Source organism: Amycolatopsis sp. CFH S0740 (genome assembly GCF_004522315.1).
Lineage (GTDB): Bacteria > Actinomycetota > Actinomycetes > Mycobacteriales > Pseudonocardiaceae > Amycolatopsis > Amycolatopsis nivea.
Genome location: NZ_SDLS01000010.1, coordinates 36467 through 56948, shown reverse-complemented (window position 1 = coordinate 56948; position 20482 = coordinate 36467). Strand labels below are relative to the sequence as shown.

General features: G+C 67.7%; 20 protein-coding genes and 1 tRNA gene. 9 read left to right on the top strand and 12 right to left on the bottom strand.

What is annotated here, in order from left to right; genetic code table 11:
• Window positions 1–23 precede the first annotated feature (23 nt).
• Window positions 24–845, top strand: a complete 822-nt coding sequence (gene glpR, locus EIZ45_RS18820; RefSeq protein WP_134665153.1) for a gephyrin-like molybdotransferase receptor GlpR — start codon at window positions 24–26, stop codon at window positions 843–845.
• A gap of 74 nt (window positions 846–919) precedes the next feature.
• Window positions 920–992: transfer RNA gene (locus EIZ45_RS18815), tRNA-Ala, on the top strand.
• A gap of 146 nt (window positions 993–1138) precedes the next feature.
• Here EIZ45_RS18815 and EIZ45_RS18810 read toward each other — a convergent pair.
• Window positions 1139–2101 carry an amidohydrolase family protein gene (locus tag EIZ45_RS18810; RefSeq protein ID WP_134665151.1) on the bottom strand — a complete coding sequence of 321 codons (963 nt, stop codon included), beginning with the start codon at window positions 2099–2101 and terminating at the stop codon, window positions 1139–1141.
• 144 nt (window positions 2102–2245) lie between these two features.
• Between EIZ45_RS18810 and EIZ45_RS18805 the strand changes: the two genes are divergently transcribed.
• A complete protein-coding gene (locus EIZ45_RS18805; RefSeq protein WP_240690730.1) occupies window positions 2246–3169 on the top strand; it encodes a LysR family transcriptional regulator in 924 nt (307 codons plus the stop codon).
• A 21-nt stretch (window positions 3170–3190) separates the two neighbouring features.
• Here EIZ45_RS18805 and EIZ45_RS18800 read toward each other — a convergent pair whose 3' ends face one another.
• The 4 genes from EIZ45_RS18800 to EIZ45_RS18785 form a co-directional block, all read right to left on the bottom strand.
• A complete protein-coding gene (locus EIZ45_RS18800; RefSeq protein ID WP_134665408.1) occupies window positions 3191–4684 on the bottom strand; it encodes an aldehyde dehydrogenase in 1494 nt (497 codons plus the stop codon).
• A gap of 43 nt (window positions 4685–4727) precedes the next feature.
• Window positions 4728–5777 carry an amidohydrolase family protein gene (locus tag EIZ45_RS18795; protein WP_240690729.1) on the bottom strand — a complete coding sequence of 350 codons (1050 nt, stop codon included), beginning with the start codon at window positions 5775–5777 and terminating at the stop codon, window positions 4728–4730.
• Window positions 5778–5940: 163 nt separating this feature from the next.
• Entirely contained in the window at window positions 5941–7701 is a 1761-nt protein-coding gene (locus EIZ45_RS18790) for a chitinase (protein ID WP_134665145.1), read from the bottom strand.
• 104 nt (window positions 7702–7805) lie between these two features.
• Complete coding sequence (locus tag EIZ45_RS18785) at window positions 7806–8228, bottom strand: MarR family winged helix-turn-helix transcriptional regulator (protein ID WP_134665143.1); 423 nt, start codon at window positions 8226–8228, stop codon at window positions 7806–7808.
• Between the two features lie 80 nt (window positions 8229–8308).
• On the opposite strand from EIZ45_RS18785, the gene EIZ45_RS18780 reads away from it, so the two are divergent.
• The gene (locus EIZ45_RS18780; protein ID WP_134665141.1) at window positions 8309–9457 is read left to right on the top strand and encodes an MFS transporter; all 1149 of its coding nucleotides are present in this window, start codon (window positions 8309–8311) and stop codon (window positions 9455–9457) included.
• Window positions 9458–9509: 52 nt separating this feature from the next.
• Window positions 9510–10466 (top strand): LysR family transcriptional regulator, encoded by a 957-nt coding sequence (locus tag EIZ45_RS18775; protein WP_134665139.1) that lies wholly within the window; start codon window positions 9510–9512, stop codon window positions 10464–10466.
• Here the strand turns inward: EIZ45_RS18775 and EIZ45_RS18770 are convergent.
• The 3 genes from EIZ45_RS18770 to EIZ45_RS18760 all read right to left on the bottom strand — a co-directional run bounded on the left by EIZ45_RS18770 (window position 10463) and on the right by EIZ45_RS18760 (window position 13110).
• The gene (locus EIZ45_RS18770; RefSeq protein WP_043832490.1) at window positions 10463–11350 is read right to left on the bottom strand and encodes a hypothetical protein; all 888 of its coding nucleotides are present in this window, start codon (window positions 11348–11350) and stop codon (window positions 10463–10465) included. The two genes, EIZ45_RS18775 and EIZ45_RS18770, sit on opposite strands and share 4 nt — an antisense overlap.
• Before the next feature lie 189 nt (window positions 11351–11539).
• Window positions 11540–12079: a helix-turn-helix domain-containing protein gene (locus tag EIZ45_RS18765; protein WP_205670053.1), complete on the bottom strand. Its 540-nt coding sequence runs from the start codon at window positions 12077–12079 to the stop codon at window positions 11540–11542.
• Window positions 12080–12276: 197 nt separating this feature from the next.
• Window positions 12277–13110 carry a LysR family transcriptional regulator gene (locus EIZ45_RS18760; protein WP_134665137.1) on the bottom strand — a complete coding sequence of 278 codons (834 nt, stop codon included), beginning with the start codon at window positions 13108–13110 and terminating at the stop codon, window positions 12277–12279.
• A 70-nt stretch (window positions 13111–13180) separates the two neighbouring features.
• Between EIZ45_RS18760 and EIZ45_RS18755 the strand changes: the two genes are divergently transcribed.
• On the top strand, window positions 13181–13498 hold the full coding sequence (locus EIZ45_RS18755; RefSeq protein WP_134665135.1) for a hypothetical protein: 318 nt from the start codon (window positions 13181–13183) through the stop codon (window positions 13496–13498).
• A complete protein-coding gene (locus EIZ45_RS18750; RefSeq protein ID WP_235146731.1) occupies window positions 13495–14226 on the top strand; it encodes an SDR family NAD(P)-dependent oxidoreductase in 732 nt (243 codons plus the stop codon). Before EIZ45_RS18755 ends, EIZ45_RS18750 begins: the two co-directional genes overlap by 4 nt.
• On the opposite strand, the gene EIZ45_RS18745 is transcribed toward EIZ45_RS18750, so the two are convergent.
• Genes EIZ45_RS18745 through EIZ45_RS18735 form a run of 3 tightly spaced genes read right to left on the bottom strand, consistent with a single transcriptional unit; the run spans window position 14223 to window position 16915 of the window.
• Window positions 14223–14993 carry an alpha/beta fold hydrolase gene (locus tag EIZ45_RS18745; RefSeq protein ID WP_043832495.1) on the bottom strand — a complete coding sequence of 257 codons (771 nt, stop codon included), beginning with the start codon at window positions 14991–14993 and terminating at the stop codon, window positions 14223–14225. The two genes, EIZ45_RS18750 and EIZ45_RS18745, sit on opposite strands and share 4 nt — an antisense overlap.
• 11 nt (window positions 14994–15004) lie before the next feature.
• Window positions 15005–16075, bottom strand: coding sequence for an NADH:flavin oxidoreductase/NADH oxidase (locus tag EIZ45_RS18740; protein ID WP_134665133.1), 1071 nt, complete (start codon window positions 16073–16075; stop codon window positions 15005–15007).
• A gap of 45 nt (window positions 16076–16120) precedes the next feature.
• Window positions 16121–16915, bottom strand: coding sequence for an IclR family transcriptional regulator (locus EIZ45_RS18735; protein WP_205670052.1), 795 nt, complete (start codon window positions 16913–16915; stop codon window positions 16121–16123).
• Between the two features lie 56 nt (window positions 16916–16971).
• On the opposite strand from EIZ45_RS18735, the gene EIZ45_RS18730 reads away from it, so the two are divergent.
• Complete coding sequence (locus EIZ45_RS18730) at window positions 16972–17886, top strand: polysaccharide deacetylase (protein WP_134665129.1); 915 nt, start codon at window positions 16972–16974, stop codon at window positions 17884–17886.
• On the opposite strand, the gene EIZ45_RS18725 is transcribed toward EIZ45_RS18730, so the two are convergent.
• On the bottom strand, window positions 17839–19014 hold the full coding sequence (locus EIZ45_RS18725) for an MFS transporter (protein WP_134665127.1): 1176 nt from the start codon (window positions 19012–19014) through the stop codon (window positions 17839–17841). The genes EIZ45_RS18730 and EIZ45_RS18725 overlap by 48 nt on opposite strands.
• Before the next feature lie 132 nt (window positions 19015–19146).
• On the opposite strand from EIZ45_RS18725, the gene EIZ45_RS18720 reads away from it, so the two are divergent.
• Window positions 19147–20478, top strand: coding sequence for a sensor histidine kinase (locus EIZ45_RS18720; RefSeq protein WP_134665125.1), 1332 nt, complete (start codon window positions 19147–19149; stop codon window positions 20476–20478).
• Window positions 20479–20482 lie beyond the last annotated feature (4 nt).

Here is a 20482-nt window from a genome sequence, read left to right as displayed (position 1 = left end):
AGGATCGGGGGAGGTGACGGGAGATGCCCAGTTCGGTGATCATCGTCGCGCTCGCCGCGGCATGGCTCGTCGTTCTCGTGCCCATGGTGGCTCGCAAACGCCAGCAAGTCGCGCGGACGCCAACCTCCGCGCTGGCCGCCCGGGTAGTGCGAAGGGGCAGTGCTCGCAACGAGGGACAGGAGGACGACGCCATGTCCGACCATGCGAATCCTTCGGTGGAGGATGACCTCGCCGAACTCGAGGCGGAGCTCGACGCTGACCTGGACGCCGAGCCCGAACCCGAACCGGAGCCGCTTCCGCAGCCTTCGCGCGCGGAACGGGCCGCCGAACCGCGCCGCGAACGCCGCAGTTACCGGCCCGGCCGGGGCGGCTTCGACCCGGAGGCAGCGGAGATCGCGGCCAAGGCCAAGTACGCGTTCCGCCAGCGGGTGGTCGTGATCCTGCTGATCGCCGCCGTCGTCACGGCCGCGATCGCCGGATTCGCCATCTCGCTCGCGTGGTGGGCGCACGCCGCGGTGGACATCGCCCTCGTCGGCTACCTCGTGTACCTCCGCCGACAGGTCCGCATAGAGAACGAGATCCGGCAGCGCCGGATGGCCCGCTACGCGACGACGGCTCCCGCTCCTGCCTACGAGGCGTACGACTCCTTCGAGGAGGAGGAGGAAGAGGAGGACGTCGAGGTCGTCGCACCCGAGGTGCCGCGCGACATCGTGGAGCGCAAACCGTCCCCGATGTCCCGCATTCGCCGGCAGGCAGTCGTGGTCGACCTGGACGACGAAGACCCCGCTTTCGAGGAACTCGCCGAGCCCACCGCGGGCCCGTACCGCCGGGCGGTCGGAGAGTGACCCCCCGTTGTTCGGTGCCTGGAGGGCGCTGCTAAGCTTTCCAAGCACTGAACAACAGGGGCTCACGCTCCTGAGGGGCTGTAGCGCAGTTGGTAGCGCGTCTCGTTCGCATCGAGAAGGTCAGGGGTTCGATTCCCCTCAGCTCCACAGCAAGTCAAAGGCCCTTTCCGGGTAACCGGGAAGGGCCTTTTTCGTGCCCGTACAGCAAAGTACGGCAGCGCCTTTCGCCTCCCTATTCGTCAGTGCTGCAGTAGCAATACGGTCTCCGCCGTGTTCGGGTGCACGGAGTCTGCTCAGGCGGGCGTAACCTGCCGGCCGAGCCGGGCGGCGGCTTCGGGGAATAGGCGTAGCGCGTTGCCGCCGATAGCTTCGAGTTGATCGCGCGGCAGTCCGTCGAAGCTTGCCAGGGCAAGTCTGTTGGCTTCCAGCGTTGCCTCCGTGCTGCATGGCACGCCGCTGTCGGAGCCGTAGACGATGTGGTCTGGGGTGGTCATGGCCAGAGCCGCGGCGAGAGAGTGCGCGGTGCCGGTGGCGGCGGTGTCCAGATACAGGCCGGCAAGGTGCTCCCGGATCTCGCGGGGGTCGAGCTGGTTCGGGTTCGGCACCCAGGCTTCCGTGCCCAGCAGTCGCAGCCGTCCGGACAGGGCGGGCAGCGCGCCGCCGCAGTGGGCGACGATCAGACGCATGTTCGGGAATCTGCGGAAGATGCCCGCGTAGAGCATGTCGACGATGGTGCGCGCGGTTTCGAAGGCGACTTCCAGCAGCGGGCTCGGACGGCCCAGGGACGCGGGAGCATAGGCGTCCGGGTGGGCGAACACGGTCGCGCGCCGGCGGTCGAGTTCGGCCCACACTGGTTCCAGGCTTGCGTCGCCGAGGGAGATGCCGTTGTAGTCGCAGGTCACCGCGAATCCGTCCGCCGACAAGTCGCGGGAGGCGCGCTCGATCTCGGCGAGTGCGGCGGGCGGGTCGTCGGTGGGCAGTGCGGCGAGCAGACCGAACCTCGTCGGGTGATCCGACACGAGGGACGCGCCGTAGTCGTTAGACGCGCGAAGGGCGTCCGGCGTCTTCGGGATGTTGCTGAGGAACTGCATCGTGACGCCGGCGCGATCCATGTAGTCCAACGCCCCGTCCACAGTCCAGTGGTAAGGCGCTGGCGCGAGGAATTGCGCCTCCCGCATCGACCGCCATCGTGCTTCCCGTTCTTCGGGGGTGGTGGGCGGGGTGAAATGCGCGTGCACATCGATCAAATCGGACATCGCCACGAGTAATCCTTTGCCTTGGAGGTGGCTCACTGGCCACGGGATCGATGGTCCGCCCTCATTCACAACAAAGGAAGCAAATACTCTCCATGTGGAGTATAGAGTGAAGCGATAACGCACCGTCGCCCGTCGGAGTTCATCGTGGTTTCTGAGTCGGCTGAGCTGCACAGCCTGGACAACAATCTCCTGCACGCATTGCATGCGCTGCTGACCGAGCGCACGGTCACCGGTGCGGCACACCGTCTGGGCCGTACCCAGCCGACGTTGTCGGTCGCGCTGGCCCGGTTGCGCCGCCATTTCTCCGATGATCTGCTGACCCGGGTCGGGAATCACTACCAGCTCACCCCGTTCGCGGAGCAGTTGCGGCCGCTGGTCAGTGTGGCCGTGGCCGCGGTCGAGCGAGTGTTCTCGGCGGAGCCGGAATTCGATCCGGCGAATTCCAGCCGGGTTTTCACCATCGTTTCCTCGGACTACGGAATCAGCGTCGTCGGTGCGTATCTGGTGGGGTTGCTGGAAAAGCGGGCGCCCGGTGCGGGGGTTCGCTTCGAGGCGGTGACTCCGGAAGCGCTGAGCCGGGACCCGGACTTCTACCGGAACGTGGACGGCGTTTTCATGCCGCACGGGTACATCGATCTGCCGCAGTCGATGGATCTGTTCCAGGACCAGTGGGTCTGCGTCGTCGCTGCCGGCAACCAGGAAGTCGGAGACCGGCTGACCATGGACGATCTGCGCCGCCTGCCCTGGGTCACCACCTTCGGCGACCCGTTGGGGCGGACGCCGGCGTGGCGGCAGATGGAACTTCTCGGCGTGACGCCCCGCGTGTGCGCGACCGCGGAGTCCTTCCTTCCTATGCTGCAACTTGTTCGCCGTAGCGGTGGTCTCGCGCTGATGCAACGCAAGCTCGCCGCCGGGATGGCCGAGGCGGCGGGGGTGCGGATTCTGCCCTGCCCATTCGACGCGGTACCCATCGTCGAGGCGTTCTGGTGGCATCCGATGCACGATCCGGATTCCGGACATGCCTGGTTGCGTGGTCTCCTCGCGGAGGCGAGCGCCCTGATCACCTGAACGTGACCGCCGGGCGGCGAATCAGGAATCGTTCGCGTCGATGACTTCCAGGGACGGTGCCCAGCGCGGGATCTCCGCGGTGCCGGAGGGCAGCCGGAGGCTCTTGCTGTAGCCGAACTCGTGCAGCGTTTCCAGAGCGTGTTCGCGGCCGTAGCCGCTGGCGCCCACCCCGCCGAACGGGGTCCCGGTGAACGCGCGGTTGTAGTGGTTGACGAACACCATGCCCGCGCGGATCGCCCGGCTGACTCGCAGAGCGCGCTCGGAATCGCGGGTGAACACCCCGGCCACCAGACCGAAGTCCGTACCGTTGGCGATGGTGATCGCTTCCGCCTCGTCGCGGAACGGGATCAAGCAGACGACCGGGCCGAAGATCTCCTCCTTGGCGATGCGCATGTCCGGGGTCACGCCGGTGAACAGGGTCGGCGGTGCGTAAAACCCGTCCGCCAGGCCCGGATCGGCGGGCAGCGCCGCCTGTGCCGCGATCGTCGCGCCCTCGGCCACACCGATGTCGAGATAGTCCAGCACCCGCTGGCGCTGTGCCGGTGTCACCATCGGACCCACGTGGGTACCCGCGTCGGCGCCATCGCCGACTTTCAGCCGTTTCACTGCGGCGGCGTAACGCCGGGCGACCTCGTCGTGAACATCGGCGTGCACGAGGACACGAGACGCGGCGGTGCAGGCTTCGCCCTGGTTGAAAAAGCCACCCTCCACCGCCCAGGGCAGCGCCGAGTCCAGGTCGGCGTCGTCGAAGAGCACCAACGCGTTCTTGCCGCCGAGTTCCATCAGGGTGGGGGTCAGATTGTCCGCCGCCGTCTTGATCACTGCGGTCCCGGTGGCGGGAGCTCCAGTGAAGGAGATCTTGCCGACCAGCTTGTGTCCGGCCAATGCGGCGCCGATCTTGCCGGTGCCCGGGACGACGTGCACGACGTCGTCCGGGAGCACGGACTGCGCCAGTTCCACGACGCGCAGCACCGACAGCGGTGCCTGCTCGGGCGGCTTAATGACCACGGCGTTTCCTGCCGCGAGCGCGGGGGCGAGCTTGCCTGCGGCGTGCAGCGGCGGCCAGTTGAACGGCACGATGGCACCGATGACGCCATAGGGTTCCAGCACGGTGACGTCCAGAATGCTGCCCGCGTCGCGCACCTGGTTGGGCATGGCTTCACAGAGACTGGCGAACAGTTCGAAGATCGCGACAGCGGCTTCCACGTCGAACTCGCGCGCCTGGGACACCGGCTTTCCATTGTCGCTGGACTCCAGCGCGGCGATCTCGTCGCCATGCTCGCGCACCGCCTGGGCGATTTTCCAGAGCCACCGCCCGCGCTCCCGTGGTGTGCGGGCTTTCCACGCGCCCTGCGCCTCATCCGCGGCACGGACCGCCTGATCCACCTGGTGCACACCGGCGCCCTGGATCACCGCGACCGGCTTCCCGGTGGCCGGATTGTCCACAGTGAACTGATCAGCGTCGTCCTCCGACGACCACCGGGTGCGCAGCACCTGACCGGGTCCAAATGTCATAGACACGAAATCCTCCTTTGTCCAACGGGTGATTGCCCACCGGTCACCGGTGGCCGGGCGCAGGGTTTCCGGGCGACGCGGCGGAACGCGGCAGCAGGTTGAGGTTCGCCGCGTTCCTACCTCTGATGGCCGCGGCGACGACGGGGTCGGACACCGCCTCGTTCACCCGCCGCACGGGGTCGTCGACGCCCATGTCGAATGGGTAATCGGAGCCGAGCACGAGCTGGGTGGGGCCTGCCGCACGGATCAGGGCGTGCAGCGACTCCGGGGTGTACACCAGCGAGTCGAACCACATCCGGCGCAGGTACGTGCTCGGCAACTCACGACATCCGCTGGCTTCGGGACGGTTGAGCCAGGCGTGGTCATTGCGCCCTAGACAAGCTGGCAGATATCCGCCGCCATGTGCGATAAGCAGACGCAGCCGGGGAAACCGATCCAGCACACCGCCGAAGATCAAGTGCGACACAGCGACCGCGTGCTCCACCAGTTGCCCGACGGAATTCGACAGATACCAACGGTCCAAGCGCGCGTCGAGGGTGCAACCCCAGGGGTGAACGAAGACGACGGCTTCGAGCTCTTCCGCGCGTTTCCACAGCGGGTCCAGCCTGGGATCGGACAGCTCGACCGTCCCGCCCGGCTGATCCGGTGCGTGGGAGGGAATCTCGACGCCGCGCAGTCCGCTGCGCACAGCGTGTTCCAAGGCGGCCACGGCGACCCCGGGATGCCGCAGCGGAGCCACTCCCAGACCGCATAACCGGTCCGGGTAGACCGCGCAGTGCGTCCGGATGCCTTCGTTGGTGGCCTGGGCCAGCTCCCACGCCAGCGCGGAATCCGCCCAGGAATGGTATTGCGTTGGCGAGACCGAGACGACCTGAACGTCGACCTGGGTCTCGGTCATCACCTCGATCCGGGTGCGCGGATCGATCAGCCGCTCCCGCCGCTCAGCGAAACGACGTTTGCTCACCGCGCTCGATTCCCGGCCCGCGCGCAGCTCTTCCAGATCCGCATACGCCGCGTATCCCGGACGATTCCGCACGAGCGCCTCGACTTCCGGCAGCCAGGCGTGCGCATGCACGTCCACGGTCGGAAACACGGAACTGCTTACCTCGCCGGGCATGGAGCGCCTTTCAGCATTGCACTGTCACGCAGTCAATGCTCGGCGTTCCACCCGCGGTAAAGGAAGCCAATTTTCACGATAGGCGGTATAGATCAGTGCGATGGCGCGCTGTCCGAGACCGGATCCCCTGGCCGACGGCTCAGCCAAGACCGTCCAGGAACGGTCGGTGTGCGTTCTGGAAAGCCCAGCCGTAGTACCGATCCCAGTTCACCGACCAAGTCATCAACCCGCGCAATGCAGGTGAAGGCCCGCCGCGCAGGGTGTACGAGCCGCAACCCGATCCGTGGGCCAGGCAGGTCACGGCGGTTTGGACTTCTGCCGGGGAGACATAGCCGTTGCCTGCACTGACCGCAGCGGGCAGGCCGACGGCGATTTGGTCTTCTCGGAGGCCCGGGAAGGTCTGGCCGGTGTTCGCGACTTTGAAGCCGGACTTCAGCATGTCGGTCATCGCGATCAGGAAGTCCGCGCCGCCCATAGTGTGGTACTGGTTGTCCAATCCCATGACTGGGCCGGAGTTGTAGTCCTGGACATGCAGGACCGTCAACGAGTCGCGCAAGGCGTAGATCACCGGCAGGTACGCGCCGGTTCGGCTGTCGCCGCCGCCTGCGCCTCCGTAGAACTGGTAGCCCACCTGGACGAAGAATGTTTCTGGGGCCATCGTCAGGACGAATTTGGCTCCGTAGCGGGCTTTCAACGTTTTCAAGGCCGAGATCAGGTTGACGATCACCGGGGTGGTCGGGTTGTGGAAGTCCGTGTCGCCCGAGTTCAGGGACAGGGACTGGCTTTCGAAGTCGACGTCCAGACCGTCCAGGCCGTATTTGTCGATGATCGCCGCGACTGAGTTGACGAAGTTGTCGCGGGCGGCGGTGGTCGTGAGCTGGACTTCGCCGTTTTGGCCGCCGATCGAGATCAGGACCTTCTTGCCTTGTGCCTGCTTCGCGCGGATCGCGGCGATGAAGTCCGCGTCGCTTTCTACCCCGGGGCATTCGGTAACCGAGCAGCGGTTGAAGCGGATGTCGCCGGAAGTTACCGACGTGGGTTCGGCGAAGGCCAGGTCGATGATGTCCCACGCGGCGGGGACGTCGGCGAGTTTCAGGTAGCCCGAGCCGTTCGCGAAGCTTGCGTGGACGTAGCCGATCAGCGCGTGTTTGGGCAGGCCGGTGCTGGTGCAGCCGCCGGTCGTGGCGGAAACCGCTGGGGTGTGGGCGGATTCGGCCTGGTCGTTGTAGGAGGTGATCGAGTAGCTGTGCGAGGTGCAGGGGGTCAGACCGGAGAGCGTCGTGGTGGTTCCGGTGACGGTGGCGCGCAGGGTGTTGTCTTCGTAGACGCGGTAGCCGGTCACGGTGCCTGCGGCCGCGGTCCAGTTCAGGGCGATTGACGTGTTGGTGACGGTGCCGACGGTTGGCGTGCCTGGGGTGCCGGGGGCGCCCGGGGTGTCGCCGCCTGGGCCGTCGAGGACTACGTCGTCGGCGTAGTACGTGCCGGCGCCGTACCAGCCGTGCAGGTACAGCTCTGCGGAAGTCTGGGTTGCGATGGTGGTGAAGGACAGTGAGAGCTGGCTGTACGCGGAGGCGTTAGTCCAGGTGGACGAGCCGCCGGTGACGCCTAGGTAGACCGGTGCGCCTTGGACCCAGGCGGAAACCGTGTAGGTCGTGTTCGGGCGCACGGAGACTGTTTGGGTGCATTGGCCCTGGTCAGACGCGCCGGGGGTGACGGCTAGGGCGTAGCTGCCCGAGTGCACTGGCGTCTTCACGGCCGCGCCTGCGGGGCAGGTCCAGCCGGAGGTCGAACCGGCTTCGAAACCGGGGTTGGCGAGCAGGTTCGCCGCCTGCGCTGGCCCGCCGACGACCAGTCCGGCTGCGGCTAGCAGGAGCACGACGAGGAAACGAGCACGCTTCATTGCGGTTCCTCCGGTCCGATGCGGCCCCCTGAGCACATATTGTCTAGACCACTTGTCGAGTTGTCCAGACCTATTGGGGCGACGAAAGTCGGCTTTCCGGTGAACTAGGCCGTGCTGTCGGGCATCAGTGCGCGGAGCAGTTCGTGCAGGGATTCCTGCTGGACCGGGCTGAGCGGCGTCAGCGGGGAGCGTGCGTCCAGGTGACGTAGTGCTTCGGTGCGGCGGCGTTTGCCTGTCGGGGTCAGCACGATCTGTTTGGCCCGGCGGTCCGCGGGGTGTGGCTGACGCTGGATCAGGCCCTGCTCTTCGAGCCGGTCCAGGACGAAGGTGGCGTTCGACGCTTCGCACACCATTCGGGCGGCCAGTTCGCGCGCGGTGATCGGCTCGGACAGTTCGCGCAACGCGATCACCTGGCTCGGCGTCAGGCCCATCTGCTCCGCCACGCGACGCACGTGGACGTCCAGCGTGTGCGCGAGATGGTGGACCAGTTTGCACACGTCGCGGTCCACGCCTGGAGTCCCTGCCATGCGCCCGAGTCTAGCGGAACTGATTCGAGCTGTGATAGTTCTAGCTCGAATCATTCGAACTAGAACTACTGTGGGGTGCCGTGCCGCTCTCGGTGTTTTCCTTGCTGCTCGTTGTCTTCAGCCTCACCACCGGCGAGTTCGTGATCGCCGGCATCCTGCCCGACGTCGCCGCCGGGCTGTCGGTCTCGGTCGGGTCGGCCGGGCTGCTCGTCACCGCCTACGCGATCGGGATGATCGTCGGCGGGCCGCTGGTCACGCTGGCTACCGCGCGGGTGGCGCGCAAGCCGCTCATCGCCGGGCTGATCGTGGTGTCCATGGCCGGCAATGTCGGGTCGGCGCTCGCTCCGGGCTACGTGCTCGCGGTGGTGTCGCGGTTCGTCGCCGGGCTGGTGGTGGCGACGTTCTTCGCGGTCGCGATCGCGACTGCCGTGTCCATGGCTCCGCCGGGGAAGGCGGTTTCGACCATCGCGAAGGTGACCATGGGCCTGAACCTGGGCATCGTCGCGGGCAGTCCGCTCGGCACGGTTCTCGGTCACCATCTTGGCTGGCGGGCGACGTTCGGGGCGGTGGCCGTGGTCAGCGGGATCGCGTTGCTGCTGGTGCTGCGGTTCGTTCCGGCCCAGCCCGCGACCGGGTCGGTGCGCGGGGAGTTGCGGGTACTGGCCGATCGAAACGTCTGGCAGGCGATCGGCCTGACCGTGCTCGGCAATGTGGGCGTGGTGACCGTTTTTACGTATATCGCGCCACTGCTCACCGACGTCAGTGGATTCAGCAGCGAGCTGCTTCCCGTGCTGCTGGTTCTTTACGGGGTCGGCGCGGTCGCGGGCAACTACCTCGGCGGGCGGTGGGCGGACCGGGCATTGCTGCCGTCGCTGGCCTGGATGCTGGCCGCTCTGGTGGTCGCGCTGGCGGCGGCGTGGCTGGGCAGCCCGGTCAAACCGGTGATGATCGGGTTGGTGTTCGTGCTCGGGATGCTTGCCTTCGGGATTGTCCCGGGAATGCAGGCACGGGTGATCGCCGCGGGCAGCAGTGCTCCGACGTTGGCGGTGGCGGTCAACGCGTCCGGGTTCCAGTTGGCCGCCGCGGTCGCGGGGCTGCTGGGCGGGCAGGTGATCGCCCGTGCGCCGCAGTCGATTTATCTGCTGGCCGCGGTCCTCACCGTGGTTGGCCTCGGCATCGCGCTGTACGCGCTGCGCCGGGAGCGACTGAGTACCGACTCGCGTCGGTAATTCCCCACGATCTTCGGCGTTACAGTGGCCAAAGCGAGGGGCCGGAGGAGTCATGGAGCTGGAACTGCGCCACCTGCGCGCGCTCGTGGCCATCGCCGACGCGCACAGTCTCGTTCGCGCGGCCAAGGCGTTGCACGTTTCTCAACCGGCGTTGTCCGGGTTGCTGCGGCGCGTCGAACGGTCGGTCGGCGGGAGTTTGTTCGCGCGCTCGCCGACGGGATGCGTGCCGACCGCGCTCGGGGAGGACGTCGTCGCGGACGCGCGGGCGGTGCTGGCTGGGATGTCGGCGTTGACCGAGCGGGCCGGGGCGCGGCGGGAGGCGGCTGGGGCGGTTCGCCTCGGCGGGTACAGCGGGTTTCTGCATCTCGCGTTGGCGAGGTGGTTGCGGGATCAGCCGTGGTGTCCCGCGGTCCGGGTGCACGAGGAGCAGGACGAGGCCCGGACGTTGGCGGCGCTCGCGGACGGGGACCTTGATCTCGCACTGGTTTACCTTGCGCCGCTTCCGGATCGGATTGTTCCGGACGACGTCGAGAGCGTCGTCGTGCAGGCGCGGGAGCCGGTTTTCGTGATTCTGGCCGAAGAGCATCCGCTGGCTTCCCGCGCGGAGATACCGCTGGCGGAGCTCGCCGGGTATCCCTGGGCGGACGATCCGCCGTGGACGACCCGGTGGTCGGCGTACTTGCAGGAGGTCTGCCGGCAACGCGGGGTCGTGCTCGATCAGCCGCATCGGCCGCAGTGTCTGGCTACTTTGCTGGATCTGGTGCGCGAGGGCATGGCGGTCGCGCCGGCGTTGGCGACTCGGGAGGACCGGCAGGACGGGATTGTGGTGCGGGCGATCGAGGACGCGCCGCTGTGGCAGGAGCTGCGGTTGTGTTACCGGGCAGGCACGGCGGTCGCGGACCGGGCCGGCGAGATATCTCAGAAGGTGGCGCGTGATTACGCCAACCGGCAGGGGTGCAGTGCCGCGTTCGACCGCTGGTGGCACGCACTCCTGCCGGCCGGGGCCTAGACGGTGACGCGCCAGTTGCTGTTCGGCGTCGGCACCTCGAAGTTCAGCGACGAGCAGCTGTAGTCGCTCGGGCTCGGGTTGGCGGTCGGCTGCAATGGCGAGTTCGACTCCGTCGCCGGGGTCCACTGGCCGCCGATGCGCAACTGCAGCTGGCTGGATTCGAAGACCTTGCCCTTGGCGTCCGAACAGTAGTAAGCCTGGCCGGTCGACGGGTCGACGGTCGAGTACAGCTCGAAGATGTCCCAGCCCTCGTTGAGGGTGCTCTGGTCGCTGCCGCTTTGCGAGAACAGGTCGTCCCACTTGCCGGTCTTCACGTTGTAGAGCGACGCGGTCCAGCTGTTGGCGCTCGCGTCGGTCTGGACTTCCTGGACGGTGAACGCCGGGTGTCCGTCCACTGTGGACGTGTAGTTGGAGAGGAACGAGCTGTCCAGCGGGACTACCTTGGCCGGGCCGACCGTCCCGCACCAGTCCCAAGCCCAGACCTGACCGCCTTGGTCGAGTCCGTACGCGGTGACTACCTCGATGCAGGAATGGCCGGTGGGCTTGACCGTCGGGGCGTAGACGACGTCCGCGCTGTTCGAGAGGCGGAGGTCGGGGACGACACTGTGCGTGACCAGAATTCCGTCCGCGCCGCTGGACAATTGCGGTTCGGGACCCCAGAAGGTGTGCTGCTGCGCGTCGATCCGCGGTTTGACGGAGCGGCCTGCTTTTTCGCGGCGCAGCTTGAGGAATTTGTCCGCGGCGGTCCCGGCGGCGGCTTTCGCGGCGGCACCGGTCAGCCCGGGCACCACCCCGCTGCCCGGAGCCGCGGAAACCGGCGGGCTGCCGGCGACGACGGCCGCGGCAGCCAGGGCGGAAGTGAGCAGGGCAAAGAGTTTCCGCATCGATGCATCTCCTCGTCGTGGGCGAAGGAAACGCGCGGAGGGAAAAGGGTGTCCGTCCGCGGGACACGGATGTTAAGTCGGGATTTTTGGTGCTAGGCACCGACTTTCGAGGGTGTGTTCCGATAAGCGCAGCTCAGTGCGGGCATAGGTTTTCCCGTACGCCCGGGGTTATGCCGCCAAGTGGAGTAGTCAGCGGGTCTTGGCGCGGACGCGGATGCGCTCGCCCTGTTTGCCGAACATGCTGAGGATTTCGACGGGGCCTTCGCCGGTGCTGCCGAACCAATGCGGGATCCGGGTGTCGAATTCGGCGACCTCGCCAGCTTTCAGGACGACGTCGTGGTCGCCGAGCACGAGCCTGCCCTTGCCGCTGAGCACGCAGAACCACTCGTGGCCGGGATGCGTGCGCGGATCGGGTTCGCACTGGGCGGCGTCGAAGATCATCTTGAGCGACTGGAACTGCCCGGGCTGCTGGGTGAGCGGCACGACGGTCCGGTCGCTGCGCGTGACCGGCTGCAGCGGGGCGGTGCCGACCAGTTCGTCCAGCGGGACCCGGTGCGCCCGGGCGATGGGCAGCAGCAGTTCGAGGGTGGCCTTGCGCTGGCCGGATTCGAGACGGGAGAGGGTGCTGATCGAGATGCCGGTCGCGTTCGACAGTTCGTCCAGGGTGCGGTTGCGTTGCCGCCGGAAGTGGCGGAGCCGGGGTCCGACCGCTGCGATGATGTCCTCCACACAACCCAGCATGACACTCCTGGCCGCGGGATTGAACGCAATTAGACCAACGGCTACCCGCGATCGACCGCGGGCGGATGTTTCGCCGGTTCGGTCGCCCTAGCGTGGTGCGGGTGACCGGGCAGGCAGCCGTCCTCGCACCCGCGGTCGTGGGGGCTGCGGTGTTCGGGGCGGCGCGCCTGGTCTTCAACCGCGGGTCAACGGACCGAATCCACCGCCGCGTTCACGAACGAAGCCACCTGCGGCCGCCGGTCCTGCTCGTTCCACGCGAGCACCAGCTGGCTGGGCGGAGCGTCCGCGATCGGCACGCAGACCACGCCCGGCGGGACCTGGTCGACCAGCGACCGCGGGAGTACGCCGACCATCCGTTCCAGCGAGATGAGGTGCAGCAGCTGGACCACGTCAGCCACCTCCGGGCCGGTTCCCTCGACGCCGGGCACGCCCTTCCACGACGGCAGCGTTTCTCCGTCCAAATCGGACAGCCGGACCGACGGCTGCTGAGCCAGCCGGTGCGTGCTGGGGACGATGGCGACGCGGTCCTCGGCATGCAGGGTTTCGTGGGCAAGCCCGGTCAGGTCGTCGAACGGGACGAACAGGAGGCCGACGTCCGCGCGGCCGCTGAGGAGGAAGTCGGCGCGGTCGGCGGGGCCGCTGAAGAGGATGTCGACCTGGTGGGCGTCGGGATGATGGGAGTATTCGGCGAGGATCCCGGACAGCAGTCCGGCGTCGCCGCCCGGTTTGAGCACCAGGCGCAGGTGGCTTTCGCCGGCGCGGCGGGCGTTGCGGGCGGCGGCGCTGACCGCGTTGAGCGCGTGCCGTCCGTGTTCCTGGAGCGCCTCGCCGGCCGCGGTCAGTTCGACGTGGCGGCTTGAGCGGGCGAACAACTGCACGCCGAGCCGGGTTTCGATGCGTTGGATCGCCTTCGAGAGCGCCGGCTGGGCGATCGACAGCCGTACCGCGGCCCGGCCGAAGTGCAGCTCGCTGGCGACTGCCAGGAAGTACTCGAGTTCGCGCGTCTCCAGTTCAGCCATGCCTCCAGGTTATCGCCAAATAGCGAATCGGTCTTGGACGTCCAACCGGAACCGGGGCAAAACTTGAACCATGATCACACACACGATGATTGTTTCGTTCGACCAGCCGCTACCCGATGGCGAGCTGGATCAGTACCTCAGCGATATCGAACAGGCCATGCTGGCGACCGGGTTCGCCGAGTCGGTCGAAACTCGCCGCCACCTGCCGATCCCCGGGGAAGACGCCATCCCGGCGCTGATCGCGACGGCGATCGTCCAGGTCACCCTCGCCGACCTCGACACGCTGGCCAAAAGCTTCACCGCACCCGAACTGCACGAGGTGATCGAGAAGTGGCAGGCGCGGCATTCGTACCGCGTGGCCTGGGCGAACCACGAGTCGCTGTCGTGAGCCGGCGACGCGGGCTCGTCACCGGGGCGGGCAGCGGGATCGGCCGGGCGGCGGCGATCGAGTTCGCGCGCACCGGGGCAGCGGTGGCTGTGCTGGACATCGACGCGGCAACCGCGGCGGAAACCGTCGAGTTGATCAAGAAGGACGGCGGGGAGGCGCTGGCCGTCCAGGTCGACATCGGCGACGAGTCTTCAGTACAGGCCGCGGTGAAGCAGACGGTCGAGGCGTACGGCGGGCTCGACTTCGCGGTGAACAACGCCGGGTTGTCGTCGCACAAGCGCGTCGACCAGCTGACGCTCGCCGAGTTCGAGCGCGTCGTGCAGGTGAATCTGTCCGGGACCTTCCTCTGCATGAAGTACGAGCTGCCGCATCTGAAAGGCGGCGCGATCGTGAACGTCGCGTCCAACGGCGGGTTGTACGCGATCCCGAACGCGCCGGCTTACGTCGCGTCGAAGCACGGGATTGTGGGCTTGACCAAGGTCGCGGCGGTCGACTACGCGGCGGACGGCATCCGCGTCAACGCGGTGTGCCCGGGACCGACGCGGACGCCGGGGTTCGACAAGTGGGCTGGCGACCCCGCCGTGATCGCCCGGCAGGAAGCGATCACTCCGCTCGGCAGGCTCGCGACTCCGGAAGAAGCCGCCGCGGCCGTGGTCTGGCTTTGTTCGGACGCCGCGTCGTACGTCACCGGGACGACGTTGTCCGTCGATGGCGGACGACGGGCCTAGAGTTCGTCGGCCAGGAGCTTGGCGGTTTCCGCCGGGGATTCGACGGGGAAGTGGTGGCTGCCGAGGTCGACCAGTTCGATCCGGATCCGGTCGGCGTAGCGGTCGATCGCCTCCTTGGCGATGATCGAGCGCACGGCGTACAGCACGACCGGCTGGGCGATCTCGTGCAGTGCCGCGTCCATGTCCCAGCGTGCGAGGCCTTCGAGCGCGTGCAGACCGGCGGGCTGACGTACGGAGCCCATCTTCTTGACATACGAGTCCACTAAGGACGGATCGGTTCCTTCTGGCGAACCCGCTTCGACCATCCCGCGCATCGCACCGGTGAAGTCCTCGCGGAACGGCTGCAGCAACGCTTGGACGTCTTCCTCGCTCTGTGCGGGGAACAAGCCCAAGTAGTGCAACGCATCGAGCGCGATCACCCGGGTGACCGTGTCCGGAAGCCGCCGGGCGGTCTCGACCGCGACCGCTCCGCCAAGCGAATGCCCGGCTACGACAGTGGATTCGACCGACTCGGCGGCCAGCACAGCGGCTACGTCGCGAGCAAATTCCTCGATGGTCCACGTGTCGCGAGACGACCGTGAGTCGCCGTGTTCGGCGAGGTCGACGGCCAGCACGCGGATCTCGGGCGGGAGGTGTTCGACGATCACGTCGAAGTCCCCGCGGTCGCAGCCCCAGCCGTGGATGAGCGTCAGCGCGGGCCCGTCGGCGGAACTGGTTGCGGTGTAATGGATTCTCGTGCCGTCTGGGCGGGTGGTTTCGTGATTCACCGGGTAGTCCCTCAGAAAGCGCGGTGGTAGCGGACGGGCCAGGCGTCTTTGGACTGGTTGCGCAGGGCGAGGTACGGGTCGCGCAGCAGCGAACGGCCCATCAGCACCGCATCGGCCTTGCCCTCGCGGATGATCTGGCCCGCGGCCGCCAAGTCGGTGATCTGTCCGACCGGCGCGACCGCCAGCCCGGACGCTTCCTTGAGCGCGGCGGCGAACTCGACGTTCACGCCTTCCCGGTTCGGCGGCCGGGCGCCTCGATCGCGCACGAGCACGCCGGAGGTCACGTCGAGCAGGTCGATCCCGATCGCCGCCAGTTCCTTGGCGAACTCCGCGGCGTCGTCGAGCGCGATGCTGTCCTCGACCCAGTCGGTGGCGGTGATGCGGACGAACACCGGCTTGTCCTGTGGGAACGCCTCTCGCACGGCGCGGGCCACGCGCAGCGGGAAGCGCATCCGGTTCCGCGGGCTCCCGCCGTACTCGTCGGTGCGCTGATTGGACAGCGGCGACAGGAACTGGTGCAGCAGATAGCCGTGCGAGGCGTGGATTTCGACAGCCTGGTAACCGGCCAGCTCGGCCATCCGGGTCGCGTGCGCGAAATCCTCGACGACCTGGTCCAGGTCAGCCGCGGTGGCCGGGCGGGGCATCGCCAGGTCGCCGAACGGAATCGCTGACGGCGCGATCAGCTCCCAGCCGCCGTCGGCGACCGGCACCGGTCCGTTCTGCCCGTCGCCGACCCACGGGACCTGGTGCGATCCCTTGCGGCCGACGGCGTTCAGCTGCACCGCGGGCACCGCGCCGTGGCCGGCGACGAACGAGGTCAGCTTCCGGTGCGCGAGCGCCTGTTCCTCGTTCCAAAGCCCGAGGTCGGCCGCGGTGCACCGGTTGCCTGAGCTGATCGCGGTGGCCTCGACCATGACCAGCCCGACGCCGCCGATCGCGCGGGGGCCGTAGTGCGCCAGATGCCATTCGGTCGGCAGCCCGTCCGGGCCCGCCGCGTACTGCGCCATCGGGGACATCCAGACGCGGTTGCGGAAGATGACGTCGCGCAAGCGCAACGGGGTCGTCTCCGGGAACTCACTCATGCCACCACACGGTACGCGTCATTCCGCAATGCGGCACGCGTCGTGTCACCTTTCGGCGAGCAGGCGGCTGACCTCGGCTGCTGCGGCCACGACCAGCGGCGCGAAGGTCTTCTCCTGGGCGCGGGTGTAGCGCGTGTCGGGAATCGCGAGGGTGATCGTCGCCACTGGCCGTCCGGCCGGGTCCGTGATGGCCGCGCCGATCGACGACACCTGCGGGCGGTACCACGACGAGGACCCGTTGAGCGCGTACCCGCGCTTCGCGGTCAGGGCGATGTCGCGGCGAAGGGCGACGAAATCCGGTGCCGGGTCCTGGGCGAACTCGGGAAGTTCGTGGGTGAACAGCTCCTCGACCTCGGATTCGTCGAGCCGCGCCATGATCGCCGTGCCGCCGGAGGTGGCCAGCAGCGGGACGCGCGTGCCGACATCCAGCACGACCCGCACGACCTGGTCGGTGTGCTGAGTGGCGATGACGACGAGGTTGTCGCCGTCGCGTTCGGCCAGCATGACGGTCTCGTTCGTCTCCGCGGCGAGCCGTTTGACGACCGGGTCGGCCAGCTCCTTGAGGTCCGGCTTCCCGCAGTCGCGCAGACCGAGCGCCAGCACGCGCGGCGCGACACCCCAGCGCGAGCGTTCGGCGTCCACGACTTTCAACCATCCTGCCTGCTGAAGCGTGATCAGCCCACGCTGCACGGTGCTCTTGGGGATCTCCGTGCACCGCGCCAGCTCCGAGACGCCGATGGGCTGTCGCTGGGCGACTTCCTCGAAGACTCGCAGCGTGCTGAGGACGCTGTTCATCGTCCGGACCCCGCTGGCCGGCTTCTCGGGCTCTTCGTCGTGCATGTGCCTCATCGTGGCACAGCGATACGATGGAGCTTCGCGGCGCAGGGGGAGGAAGCATGACCGAACCGTGGCAGTGGAGCGAGCAAACCTGGCGGGGTCACGTCGAGCGCGTGCGTGCCGGGCGGCCGCTGCGGCCGGACTCCTGGCCGGGCGGGGCGCGGGTGGCCGTGGCGTTGTCGTTCGACTCCGACCACGAGACGATCTCGTTGCGCGACGGCCACGTGCTGCCGGGCAAGCTCTCGCAAGGGGAGTACGGCTCGCGGGTCGGCGTGCCGCGGGTGTTGAAGCTGCTTGAGCGGTTCGGGGTGCCGTCGACGTTCTTCATGCCCGCGGTGTCGGCGTTGCTGCACGACGGCGAGGCACAGTCCTATGTGGACGATGGGCACGAGGTCGCGTTGCACGGCTGGATCCACGAAAGCAACGCCCAACTGCCGATCACCGCTGAACGTGATCTCACCTTCCGGGCCGCCGACACGCTGGAGCGGCTCACCGGCACGCGTCCGGTCGGCATCCGCACGCCGTCGTGGGACTTCTCCGAAAGCTCCCTCGCGATCATCCGCGAACTGGGCCTCGCCTACGACTCCTCGTTGATGGCGGACAACGACTGCTACGAGATCCTCGCCGACGGCGAACCGACCGGCATCGTCGAGCTTCCGGTGGAATGGATCCGCGACGACGCGCCGTACTTCACGATGAACCGCTTCGGCTCGCAGCGCCCGTACACCCCGCCGCGGGAAGTGCTGCCGATCTGGCGTGACGAGTTCGACCTCGCCTTGGCCGAGGGCGGCCTTTTCCAACTCACCATGCACCCGCACATCATCGGACATCGTTCCCGCATCACGATTCTCACCGAGCTGCTGGAGCACATCGCTTCGCACGACGGGGTTTGGTTCGCTACGCACGCGCAGGTCGTCGACTACGTGTCATCGCCGATGGATGACAGCGACGACAATCCCGATGGCCGCGGCTAACGCTCCAGCCAGGACGAACGTCGTCCCCATCCCGACGGCATCGATCACCGGCTGCGCGATCAGCGGCGATGAGAACTGGCCGAGGAACAACGCGGAGGTCAGCAACCCCAGCGACCTGGTCCGTACCCCAGGGGAGGCGGTGGAGACCAGCCAGCCGTTCACGGTCGGGTTCTGCAGCCCAATGCCAAGTCCGACTACGACCATGCCCAGCGCGGCCGTCCACAATGCACTCGCGGTACCGAGGACGACCAGCCCGACGGCGAACGCGGCGAACATCGCGATGGTCAGCGCGGGGAAGGACCAACGGGCCCGCAGTCGGCGGAAGTTCAGGCCCACCAAGGTCATCACGAGATTGACCGCGGCGATCAAGGCTCCCGCGACCGCCGGTCCCGCACCGCCGACTTCGGCCAGCCAGAACGGTGCCTGCGTCGGAACGGTGTAGAAGACCACGACGCCGATGAAGATCAGCGCGTACAACCCGAGCAGGCGTGGCTGCCACGGCGACGCGGCCGTGGTGGTGTCCGCCGGATCGGTCGGCTGGACGGGCGCGTCCGGCACGAATCGCAGCACGAGGGCCAGCATCGGAATCGCGAGCAGGTAAATGGCGAACGGACCGCGCCAGTCCAGCGCGGCCAGCAAGCCGCCGAGCAGCAGCGCCACGACGCCGCCGAAACCCATTGCCGCGCCTTGCAATCCGAGCACGCGGCCGTGTTCCTCGGGGTCGTGATGGTCGGCGATCAACGCGGTGGACGTGGTCATGATCCCGGCGATGCCGATGCCGAGCACGGCCCGTCCGACGAGCAGTGCGGGAAGCGAGTCCAGCAGCAGACCGGACCCGCCGCCGACGGTGTACAGGGCGAGGCAGGCGAGCAGCAGCGGCACACGTCCGGTCCGGCCGCTCAGCTTGGCGAGCAACGGCGCGGACACCATGATCGCCAGCCCCGGCAACGTCAGCACCAGCCGGACGAGAAGCTCCGCGTGCGGTTCCGCGGCGAAGTGCTGCTGCATGCCTGGCAACGCGGGTGTGATCGTGGCACTGGCCATGATGGTCATGGTGCTGACGCCGAGCAACGTCGCCAGCAGAGATCTCGGTGGGCGCCGCACTCCGGCGTCAGTCGTTTCGGTCACGACGCCGAAGGTAGAACTTCAACTTAACTTGAAGTCAAGGCCAGGACCGCGTGCCGGGTATGCCTAGCCCTACCTCCGAGACTACGGGCAAGCTGATCGAAACCGGGCAGCACGCTGGCTAATCTGGATCTCGTGGCTACCGTCTCGACAACCTCGAAACCGCGTACTGTGCTGGATGCTTTGTCGCATCGGACATTCCTGATTTCCTCCTGGCCGTGGCGGGCGCTGCTGTACGGGCTCAGCACCGGCCCGATGACGCTGCTGTTCGGCCTTCCGTTCGGGTTCTGCCTGCTGCCGCTCGCGGTGCTGGTCAGCCGCGTCGTGCATGGACAGACTTCCGATCTGGGGCTCGTCGCGGCGTTCTCGGTGTGCGGCATGCTGCTGTTCCTGAGCGCGGGCCCAGCGTGGGCGGCGGTGGTCGCCGGGGTTGAACGGCAGCGGTTGCGCATGGTCGACCTCAACCCGGTGACCGTCCCGTTTGGACCGATCAGTGAACCGGGCTGGTGGCCCCGAATGCGGACGCGTTACACCGAACCGGCGGCGTGGCGTGAACTCGGGTACGCGGTGCTGTTGTGCACCGCGATTCCCGCGCTGTACTCGGTGGCTGGCATGGTCGCGTTGTTCGCGGTGGTTCTGGTGGCGAGCCCGCTGCTCGTCAACGAGCATGACACGATTTCTGTTGGCTTCACTGAGGTATCCACCCCTGGCGGGGCGGTGCCGTACGCGTTGGCTGGGGTGGTGCTGCTCGTTCTGTCCGGCTATCTGCTGTCCGGGTTCGCTGGCCTGCACGCGATGCTGGCGCGTTCGCTGCTCACCGACGGGGCCGCCGAGAAGCTCCGCGGCGAGCTGACCGAGGTGTCGCAATCGCGGACCCGGCTGCTGTCGGCGTTCGACGCGGAACGCAAGCGCATCGAACGCGATCTGCACGACGGCGCGCAGCAGCGGCTGGTCGGGCTGAGTCTGCAGCTCGGGCTCGCGAAGGTCGATCTGCCGCCGGATTCCGCAGCAGCGAAGGCCGTGTCGGACGCACATGACCAGGCCAAGAAGCTGATGGTCGAGCTGCGCGAGCTGATCAACGGAATCCATCCGCGCGCGCTCGCTGAACTCGGCTTGCCTGCCGCGTTGGAGGAGCTCGCCGACGGATGCGCGGTGCCGGTCACCGTGGACGTGTCGGTGCCGGTGCGGTTGCCGGAGTCGGTGGAGTCCACGGCGTACTTCGTGGTGGCCGAGTCGCTGACCAACGTCGCCAAGCATTCCGCGGCCAGTTGCGCCTCGGTGACCGCCGGAATTGTCGGTCGGGTGCTTACCATTGAGGTATGGGACAACGGAGCGGGCGGTGCTGAGCCGTCGCGCGGCACGGGGATCACCGGGTTGAGCGACCGGGTCGCCGTGCTGGGCGGCCGGATGTGGGTGCGCAGTCCGGTCGGCGGGCCGACCGTCGTGCGAGTGGAGCTGCCGTGCTGAGGGG